The 10,056-nt window shown below is 54.4% G+C and carries 9 protein-coding genes and 1 pseudogene; all 10 read right to left on the bottom strand.

The features are described 5' to 3' along the window. Window positions 1-2,119, bottom strand: a 2,119-nt coding sequence (gene mobF / locus VVS03_RS11235) for a MobF family relaxase (RefSeq protein ID WP_368534691.1), incomplete at its 3' end; no start/stop codon positions are given. A 356-nt stretch (window positions 2,120-2,475) separates the two neighbouring features. Then, complete coding sequence (locus VVS03_RS11230; RefSeq protein WP_368520921.1) at window positions 2,476-2,904, bottom strand: DUF805 domain-containing protein; 429 nt, start codon at window positions 2,902-2,904, stop codon at window positions 2,476-2,478. Window positions 2,905-2,958: 54 nt separating this feature from the next. Then, the gene (locus tag VVS03_RS11225) at window positions 2,959-3,279 is read right to left on the bottom strand and encodes a DUF6355 family natural product biosynthesis protein (protein WP_368520922.1); all 321 of its coding nucleotides are present in this window, start codon (window positions 3,277-3,279) and stop codon (window positions 2,959-2,961) included. A 3-nt stretch (window positions 3,280-3,282) separates the two neighbouring features. After that, a complete protein-coding gene (locus tag VVS03_RS11220) occupies window positions 3,283-3,678 on the bottom strand; it encodes a DUF6355 family natural product biosynthesis protein (RefSeq protein ID WP_368520923.1) in 396 nt (131 codons plus the stop codon). A 372-nt stretch (window positions 3,679-4,050) separates the two neighbouring features. Next, a complete protein-coding gene (locus VVS03_RS11215; protein WP_368520924.1) occupies window positions 4,051-5,040 on the bottom strand; it encodes a type IIL restriction-modification enzyme MmeI in 990 nt (329 codons plus the stop codon). Between the two features lie 106 nt (window positions 5,041-5,146). Beyond that, window positions 5,147-6,685, bottom strand: a complete 1,539-nt coding sequence (locus VVS03_RS11210; protein ID WP_368520925.1) for a replication initiation protein — start codon at window positions 6,683-6,685, stop codon at window positions 5,147-5,149. Between the two features lie 743 nt (window positions 6,686-7,428). After that, complete coding sequence (locus VVS03_RS11205; protein ID WP_070455424.1) at window positions 7,429-7,695, bottom strand: hypothetical protein; 267 nt, start codon at window positions 7,693-7,695, stop codon at window positions 7,429-7,431. Beyond that, entirely contained in the window at window positions 7,692-8,282 is a 591-nt protein-coding gene (locus tag VVS03_RS11200) for a ParA family protein (RefSeq protein ID WP_172694245.1), read from the bottom strand. The genes VVS03_RS11205 and VVS03_RS11200 overlap by 4 nt, the downstream gene beginning before the upstream one ends. A 129-nt stretch (window positions 8,283-8,411) precedes the next feature. Continuing rightward, entirely contained in the window at window positions 8,412-8,678 is a 267-nt protein-coding gene (locus tag VVS03_RS11195; protein WP_368526402.1) for a ribbon-helix-helix domain-containing protein, read from the bottom strand. 146 nt (window positions 8,679-8,824) lie between these two features. Beyond that, window positions 8,825-10,056, bottom strand: a pseudogene (locus tag VVS03_RS11190) (AAA family ATPase); the annotation flags it as partial.

The following is a 10,056-nucleotide window of genomic DNA, read 5'->3' as shown; positions in this document are numbered from 1 at the left end:
CATCGGACAGACCTAGGCGGTGCTCGGGGTTAATCTCGCCGCGCTCTGCGCGAATCTTCTGCGCCGCAGCATTCAGCGCGGTGACCTGGTCGCGGGTTGCTGCAACCAGCAAGGACTGCTTTCCTGCGGCAGTATCGTCGCGCCACCCGGCCAACGCATCGTCCATCATTGCCGTAACCGATCCTGCGTGCAGGCGCTTGTTCTGCATGTACCACTCGGCGGCACGAGAAACGTCTGCTTCCTCTCCACCGCGCAGCCACTTCGATGCTTCACGCTCACCCGCATCACGCTGGCGGAACACCTCGCGTAGCTCCACGGCATCAGGCAATTCATGAGACAAGGTAGCCAGCAGACCAGAACGAGCTTTCACCGCCGAGTATTGTTCTGGGTCTCCCACAAAGACCACGCGCGCGCCGGCAGCAGTGGCAGTCTCCAGCACACGGATCGTATCGAGGTTAGATACCATGCCAGCTTCATCAACAACCACAACGGTGTCCCGGTTCCAGCCCAGCTTCGCCGCTGTATGCTCCGGTGTCAGATCGTCGGTGCCGACAAAAGCGCGCGCAATCGTCATGGATTCATCGGCCACATTCTCACCCACCATCACGTCAGCAGCCTTACCCGTAGGAGCTAGGCCTACGACGTGTTTACCAGCCTGATTCCATGCCTTATGCGCGGCCTTGAGCGAAGAAGTCTTACCGGCACCAGCCGGTGCGACCACCACAGACGCCAGATAGTTAGAGCCGACAACCGCGCGCATAGCACCAGCCTGCGCAGGCGAAAGCTCACCCTCGACCGGTTGGATTGACTCGGCGGTAACCCCGCGCTCCACGCGCGCGGTAGCCATATCAACGCCACGTTCAACCTCGTCGACCACCTCGACAGTGGTGTATTTCTGCGAGCCTTCACGCTGGGTATTATCCAGCTCGCGGGACTTCTCCGGGGTCACCGACCATGTACCGTGCGCAGCCAACGCAGCATCAACCAGCCCCTCAACCGTGACCGTCATATCCTCCGGGGAAACTGCGCCTGGGCGGATAAGTTCTGCTGCTTTTTCGGCAACATCAGCGCGGGTAAACGTGGAGCGTTCTGCAACAACCGCGCTTAAAATCTGGACTGGTTTCGGCAAACAATCCTCACCCACCGCGCGCGCTGGCGCTTCATTGTTTGGCACAAGTCCGGCCACAAACTCACGCACCTGCGCGCCGTGTTCAGCACGCGCCCACTCGGTTTCTAGCTCGTCTAGTGGGGTCTCGGTGTCCTTGGTACGCCGGGTGATTTTCTGCGCGATACGCTCATAGGCCGCACGGGTTTCAAGCCCGTTCTCGGCCTGCCACTGGTCGATTTCACGCGCCCTGGTCGAGTACGACGCAATCAATTCTGGGTCATCAAGACCGACAATTTCAGCGCATCCATTGACCACGTCGCCGAACTCCACACCGAGTTTCTGGCTCAAGATTTCACGCACCGTGGCTTGATACACCATGCCTGCCGCGCGCGCCTCATGGTACAAACTCACCCCATCGAGCGTGCGCACTTTACCGTCGCGGCATAGCTGTTTATTCGCCAACAACACGTGTGAATGCACATGCGGGTCGCCCGCACGTGAAGTGCGGTGCTCGTATTTCACGCCCGAAATACCCGCCAACTTTTCGACAATAAGACGCTTTCCCGTCGGCTCTTTTACTTGCTTTCGCGTGTAGCTGGCATGCTCCGACAAGTAATCCAGCGCCTGGGATACTGCCGCCTGGTGGGCTTCATCGACGATGCCACGCACGGCAGAATCTGCGCCCATACCCCACAACAAGGAGACAGATTTCGGCGCGCAAAACGTCAGATCGAAGCCTGGAACACTATCCTTTCGCGGAGCATTTCCAAGCCCCGCACCGCTCGGAGCGACCGCCTTATTGAACCAATCCTCAACCGTTTTCCCCGACACGATCGCACCATCTTCAGCGCCCAAAAATGCCGAAACTTCAGCCATGTTTTCGCCCCGAAGCCACACCGAAGCTGGCTGCTTTCCGTCCTCGGAATAGTACGAATCCGTCCCCCGATTCTCATCAACCGTGGACTGATAATAGGCCACAGAGTGCGCACCCATCTTCGCGATAGTCAGCACTCCGACACCTCCTGTCAATCACCACGGCGACCACCTGGACACCCCATTAGGCAACTTGTTGCAAATGTACCATAGAATATGGCGATTAAGCGCCATTCAGACGAGGTCAATGCAGAAAACCGGCGAATCTTTCAGTGGAGTTGGTTGTGCCAGGGCGTGACAGCTACATGGGCAAGGAAGTCGCGTAAGCAACTTTCGCGGCAACGCGAGAACCATGAACTAACACCACGCACAACGACTAGTGTCGCCCCCCCGACAGGTTGAAGGAACTGACCAAAAATCAGGCCAGTCTCTCCCTTATCCTTAAAGACTTCCGTAACCACACACTTGAATGCTTACGATTGCCAGACTTTCCTTTAAGCCGATCGTGCTTCCTTTTGGCTTGAAGGCGACACCTTCTGCTGGAAAAAGAGATGACGTTTGTCATCACTTGAGGGAAGAAGGGTCATGATCATTAAAGGGATAGTTCCCACTATGGGGATAAAAAATAATACAACTAGAATTCCGGAGAATCCCGCATCTTGCAGCCGTCTCGATAGCAACGCAAGAAAAGGCAGAAACACGATTGCTGCTATCACTTCTTCTAGCGATACTCCATGAAAATCACCTAAATGATTATCGAGCATGCTGACGAAGAATGAACCAATAGTCAAGAAGAAAAAAATCCACCAGTATTCACTTCTAGAGGCTGACCCTTTAAAAGCAAAATATCTCAAGAAAAACCGTGACACGGCCTGCTGCGGAGACGCCCCATGCAGGGCCTGGTAGGAAGACTGCTTATCCATAATAAAATCTCCTTCCGATAAAAGAATACTTTAGGGAAGGAGATTTCCTATCCCTTAACAACTACCGATCTCGTCTGCCCCAACCAAGGCTCCTAAGTTCGGGTTTACGGTTAGCCGGGTTTCGCCAGGCCCTACACACCTATCCTCGGATGCGTAAAAATACTTAACTTTAATCTTTACTGGATGGTTTTTGCAGTTAGTGTAAACGGCCTCTTCGTATTTTCCATCGTCGCCTTTGCCGGCGATAGGGCTCCCCGTAGCTTTTCCCACGAAACCGCATACTGAAGCTGAAGCGATAGGGCTGACCGTCAACAAGCCTAGTGCTGTACATCCAGCAATAACTGTCGAAAGTGTTTTACGAGTAATTTTTCCCATTATTTAGCACGCTCCAATCTTTGAAGCGCCGGAAATTTTCTTCCCTTCTCGAGTCGTGCCAAGTTGGGAATCTCCTGGGTTAACACAAACTTCGTAATCTCCACTTTCTGCATTAACCTTGATCTTTTCGTTTCCACCACTGCAATTTCCCCAGAATGCTGTTTCAACTCTGCCACCAGGAAAAGGAACAGTTACATCCACTACAGGAATAGTCACATCCCCCCAATTGTGTTCTCGGTCAATGTGCTCAGTGTGGTAGCCGCAAGTAGTCGCCGAAGCTTCAGGAGTTTCGCCAATCGTCACCATCCCAGCGAAAACAAGAGATAGTGCCCCTGTGCCGACGAGCATTCTTTTAATACCCGAACTTGCGATTGGAGTAGTTTTACTCAAACCTGACATGAAAAGCTCCCTTAATTTCAAACAAATGAACCAGAGCAGAACCAGCGCTCCGTGCGACCTACGCTACTCACAATCGGTTAGTTAAGTAAATGATATAACGGAAAAGTTATCCAAAGCTTTATCGATGTTAATTCCCAATTAACTAAACGCCCTACAGGTCACTAAATACGCCAACCACTAACGTCCCCACAGTCGTTTGGGCATCTATGGCCAATTCGTAAGCGAGCCAAGCCCATTACCTCCCATCTGCACTACTGCTTAATGACAGGGAACATGCTCAACAAACTTTTCGGGCGCGAAGCGGCCAAGATTGCACGCCAAATCATCGACCAGGCCGAGCCGTTTAACGCCGCCCACACCACCGGCTGGGGACTACCTTGCAAGCCCACCGTCACACGCCGCTAACGCGCACCAGTACGCCGGCTGATAGAAGTCGCCCAGCACGCGCATGATAGACACGCGTACTGGGCGACTTTCGCTTTCAGTGACGTAGGGGAATTTCGCCAAGGTTCCAGGCAGGCGCTTAGAGCGCTTATCTTCTGGGGTGTTGAGGATGCGGAATAGCTCGTTGAGCTGTGGTCCGAGGGTTTCTGGGGTGGTTTCGTTGCGCACGAACTGAGCGAAGAGGTGCGGGGTGTCCCAGAGTCCGGCATCGTCTCCGAATAGGAGGAAAAGAATACGGGTGAGGTAAATAGAGGTGCGCATGACACGCTCGTCTTCTTCCTCCGGGTTGGTTGGGGCTTCATCGCCCACGGCTTCGTCTACGTCGTCGCCGTTCATGGCGCGGAACAGCTCCACCATTAACCGGGAGGCTTCCAGGGACGCCTTTTCTTCCTCGCGGTACTCGGAAGTCTCGTAGTCGGCAAGAAACGCGAGTTGCTCGACGTGCTCGTCAATCTCGGCAAGGCTAAAAGTAACGTCCCAGTCTGCGGTATCGCCGACGTAGTCGCGGTTGAGGCGCGTGATACGCAGGGTCTCGAAGTTGGAGCAGATGACGTAGGGCGGCAGTTGTGAGTTCGGGATAGTACCGCCCAACAAATAGTCCAGCGCCTGGTTGTGTGCATTGTCGAGGTTGACCCCGAGGGATTTTGCTTCGCCGATGACTTTGCCGGGCATGAATAAGTCGATTTTGCCGGTGCGTCCGGTCGATGCTCGTTTAGCGCTGCGCTGGTACAGGTAGATGTCGCGGGCGTTAATGCCGAAGCAGTCGAGGAGGTCGCCCCAGAACTGTTGGTCATGGCTTGATTCAGTGGCTGGTCGGTTTTCTGCTTTCCATTCCTCAATATGGGCAAGCCAGCGCACCTTGAATTCGGTGAGGTTATGGCGAATGGTTGCACGGTCTAGGAGAGCAGAGGAAGTCATGTTAAAAGCATATAAGCTGCCCTGCCCCTCAAGGTTTTCTTCAAGTGAGGTTTTATCTAACTGCCTAGCGGCAGGGGAACCGTATATTGCTTATGGCGTGACACATTTATTTTGGTAACTTAGTCCGTCCTCTGGGGAGAGATATACCTGCCATCCTTAAAGCCCGGTTTACCGTCGGTCTCGATACACCGAACTCTTCCATAGCATCAGGAATAGACGGGTATTGACCGGTCTGGCCAAAGGTATCAGCAAAGAAAGCTGCGATTCTGAATGCGTTACTCTTTCCTGTGGCAGTACGTCGATTATTCGCAGCGGACAAAGTCGCACGGCGTTCCTGCGCATATTTTCCCTCGGGGTCTGTTTTCCAGCGTTCTGCTGCTTTCTTGCCGCCTCTGCGTCCCATGGTGGCTAGTGCTTTGCGTTCGCTGCTGGTGGCTTTACCTGGCGCGTTAGAGCCGCTGTAGGCATCGCTCTTGGATTGAGTGACGTAGCCGCGCACGCGCCTTGCCATGGTCTGGCGGTCGCGCATGGGTGGCATCTCGTTGTCGCGGCCTGCGCCGCCGTGGGTGTGTGCGACGTTGTAGGCGTGCTCATAGGCGTCGATGATCACCGCGTCTGTCAGGCGTTGGCCTTGCTGGCGCAAGCGGTGGCCAGTCTTAAGCGCATGCCTAAAGGCAGTTTCGTCGCGTGCTGCGGTTCCTTGGGAAATCCAGAGAACGCGCACGCCGTCGATAAGTTCCGGGTCGTACTGGTCGAGTCCACCGGCGATTTCTGCGTCTACGTCCTGGGCAAGCGCTTTGAATGCTTGAGCTTCTTCGCGGCGGGTCTTGACCGCGTTAATGAGTTCTCGGCCAGAGCTAAACTGCTGGCGCGGGGCTGGGGCGAACTGGTCGTGTCCTGCCATATCCCTTACCTGCTTTATCAAGTCTCCAAGACGCATCACCCGGTTGTGCTGCCTATACCAACGATAAGCGGTAGGGGCCTTGCCTGTGTAGAACGGGTTTCGGCTAAAACGATGGGCAAAGTGCGGATCATGGTCTAAAAGCTCACCCAGCACACGCGTAGTCGCAGCCAGCAACTTCATCTGCGCAGATTTACCGTTACGGTCAGCGTAGACAGGGTCAATAAGCCAAATGAACTGGGCTTTGCCGTTAGTTGGGTTAATACCCACCCAGGCCGGCCCGACGCTATGAGTAATCAGTGAGCGCACCACGTCGCGGACGTACGGGTTTAAGTCTGCGGGGTCACCGCCTGCGGTACCTACTTGATCAACGTCAACGACCAGGACGGCGGCATACTGCTTGGTGGTGAGCATGGCGTACTCGCACCGTCCTAAAGCATCAGTCTCGAAGCGATACATACGCGGCGAGTTCGTACCGTCAGCGTTGCGTCGATAGGCCTTTTTAAAGTCGCGTGTGACTGAACCGTGGAGTACATCGCGGCCTAGATGATCGCGTAAAATGTCGCGGTCACTGGCAGATGCTGGGGTGTTATCCAGTCCACCACGGTCGCGCTCGACACGGGTCGGTGTTTTAGTGTGCGCATTCTGCGCGTAAGCCTGTAAACTCATGGCCATGCTTTCTCCCAGAGATGTGCTGGGTGATAAGCGAAAGTCATCGGGTTGCCGCCCGGTGGCTTTCTTCATTTTCGTATTGTCTCCCACCGAGCCTAAATGACACCGGTGTTACTTACTATCCATGACACACGAAAAAATAGCTTTTAGCAGCAGATACTCTGCGCGAATTGCGCTAACTGCGCGAATTGCGCAATTCGCACTGTCGCGTCATGACGTTTCTCAGTGCGTACTAACAATTTGAATGCACAGATGACTTCAGTCGTCGGCGCGTACAGTTTTACTGCTGCTCACAACCTGCACGCTGAGGCATCACCGCTGACACTAACGGAGTAACCGTCACCAAGACCGCCACCTCCATCCGGCAGCGCCCACCAAAGCCCCAACTCGACTAACCACACCAAACGACAAGCGCCCCACGCGGGCGCTTTCTTTTTGCCCAAATCAGACTGCGCAGATTTACCGATACGGCGCATTTTCCCAGTTCGGCGTGCGCATATTTACCATCACGCAAAAAAGCGTGCGCAGATTTACCGATACGAGTGCGCAGAAGTTGACACAACAGACATTTCAACAGGTCAGACTGCGCATATTTACCACACAACCCCATTTTCCTTGCGCTGATCTACCCTCATGAAAAAATAGCGTGCGCAGATTTACCGATACGGAAGAAAACCCCAGTTCAGACTGCGCTGATTTACCATCACGCGTGCGCAGATTTACCCATACGGTGGCGAATTATCCAGAGCAACAGGGATACAGCAATACAGTAATACAGGCCCTGTAAACCTGTATTGCTGTATGCCTGTAAACCTTTATTTATTGTTATGGACGTATTCTTCGAGGTAGGTGCTAACAATCTCGCGGATGGTCACGCCTTTTTGGGCGGCGATGACTTTAAGTTCTGCGTGAAGGTCGCGGTCGATTTCAATCGTCATCTTCTTGACGTAGTCGCGGCCTGTGGGTTGGTGGAATGCGCTTCGCACTGTTTTCTTCTCGGCTGCTGGAGTTAGCTTCGCGGCTTTTTTCGTTGAGGTTCGCGGGCCTTGCTGCGCCCTGGCGCGTTCTTTACTGGTGCTCATTTCATCATCTCCATGAGTTCGTCGGCGACGTGGTCGTATCCGTGCATGTCTGGGCCTGGGCAGTATCCGAACGCTAGGTGCATATCTTCGCGTAGCGGGATTTCGGTTTTAAAGTGCGGCATGTGTTCTGCTTCGAGCGCTTCTCGTGCCGCGTCAAGGGCGCTGGTGCCTTTCCTGGCGAACGTCAGTAAGACTGCATGAGGTGTTCCGTTGACTGCGTCGCGCAGCTCCCATACTCGGGAGAGGTCGGCAGCAGCAGAACGGGTCGGAAGAATGATGAAGTCGCTGACTGCGATTGCTGCTTCGATAGCGTTCTCGTCTCCTGGCGGGACATCGATGAACATGAACTCATCGTCTCCGACGAGCGCTGCTTGCCTATCGACGCGCTTGGGGATGGACAGCTCAACCTCAAACGGCAAGGGGCTTCCTCCATCCTCTGCGCGTTCAGACCATTCCAGTGCCGAGCCCTGCCGGTCTAGGTCGGTTACGGTCACGGTCTTTCCTCGGTTGGCGAAAACCGTGGCAAGAAACATCGTTGTGGTGGTCTTGCCAACGCCACCTTTGGCGTTAATGGCGGTAATGATCATGGCTTCTCCTAGGTGGATAAATCATTGCCCCTACCACTTTACAGGTTTAAGTAAATACTGCTTTACAGGTTTACAGTAATACATTTTTACAGGTGCCTGTAAAGGTAAAAGCGCAGGAAAATAGCACTTTTAGTTTTCTTTACCGTCAGACTCGGCAGAAAGTCCAGCAAGCATAATGCGGTAAAACTCGTTTTCAATGCTCTTTTCTTCGAAGTCCGCAGCAACGTGTTCCCAGTGGTATTCCTCCAATTGGGGCAGCATGGCTGTTACTGCCATCTTGAGGTAAAAGCCGCGACTGCGTCCGGTGCGAGTACACAGTGTGTCTAGGCGCTCGATGATCTCTTCGGGCATTCGTACAGATACCACGCGCCCGGAGGGGTGGGATCCTTGAACCATTGACGTAAGTCCTTCCTCTGCCTGTCGTAAACATTGTTTACGTATTGTCTTTGGCAGTCCTACTCTTTTTTCTCGTGAGCGTTATTTGCTTTTGTAAACATTGTTTACCATAGGTTCGGCATCGACGAGGGGACGGAGATTTTTCGTTAAAGCTCTGGCCCCTCGCTCTCTGAGGCGTTATCCAACCAGTTGTCTTGGTCGTTGTCGTAGTCGCTATCTGTGGCGGCTTGCTGGTGAAACCGGGCGAGCATCTCATCATCTGCGGTGGTACTAATACCGAGTGAGTCGAGGACGTCCAGGGAGTTCTGTAGCGCCTGCTCGTCGCTGCGTTGGGAGCGCAGTTCGTCTAGCTCGGTCTCAAGCTGGCGAATCGGATCAGTAAAGCTGTCGCGATAGTCCACGGCCTGGTCATAGGATGCAGCTACCTTGTCGCGCACGTTGATTGCTTCGTCTAGGAGGGCCTGGTCGTTATTGCCGTGGCGTAGCCTGCCGAAAAATCCCCTCGAGTTCTTCGTGTCCTCGAACTCGCGCACTACAGAATCTTGCTTGGAATACTGCTGTCCGAGCTGTTCAACCTGCTGGTTAGCCTGGTCGTACTCACCGCGCAGCGTCTCAAGCTGATTGTTTACCCGTTCTATCTCGGCATCGATACGCTCCACGGCGTCATTGGACGGTGTAGCGCTGTGCTCGTTGCCTGATTCCGGTTCTGGCACCTCGTCGGCGTTGTTGGCCTGGGCGCGGGCATGGAAGTCAGCAAAGCGTGCTTCGCGTTTAGCGGCAAAGCTGCTCATGTACTTACCCGTTTCGGTGCCGACAAACGGGTTGTCGGTGTCCGTTTGGGAAGGCTGGTTGACGAGTTTGGTCAGCTCCCAGTCCTGCTTGGCTTGCCCAAACAGCGCCTGGGGTGTTTTATCTCCTTGCTCGCGCATTCCTGCGGACACCAGCAGGTCGCGGGCGTATTCGGCAGACTCACGCCGTGCGACCTGATTCACCTGGCCGTGGCCGGTCTCGGTGTCTCCTGGCTGGGTCTCGGCGATATAGAGGAAGTTGCCCTCACGCCCACGAGTCATCGGCACATAGACACTGGCCTTGTCCAGGTTGCCAACCCCTGCCACCACACGGGCGACGTCGACGGTCGCGCCTTGGGAACTATGACCAGTAGCGGCATAGCCCAGTTGGGTGTGTTTATCGAGGTAGTCGCGGTTTAGTGTCACAGTGGCTAAATCATCATCACACCGTCGGGCCGTAATGGAACCGTCTTTTCCGATGGAATCAACGACCCAGCGTTGACCATTGCGGACAACATCGCCGTTGCTGGTCACCAGCTTTGAATCGTTGCGACGAGTCAGGATGACATCACCGACACCGGCTGTCAGTC

It is taken from the genome of Corynebacterium sp. LK2537 (assembly GCF_040946485.1).
Classification (GTDB): Bacteria; Actinomycetota; Actinomycetes; order Mycobacteriales; family Mycobacteriaceae; genus Corynebacterium.
This window is presented reverse-complemented; position numbering and strand designations above follow the sequence as displayed.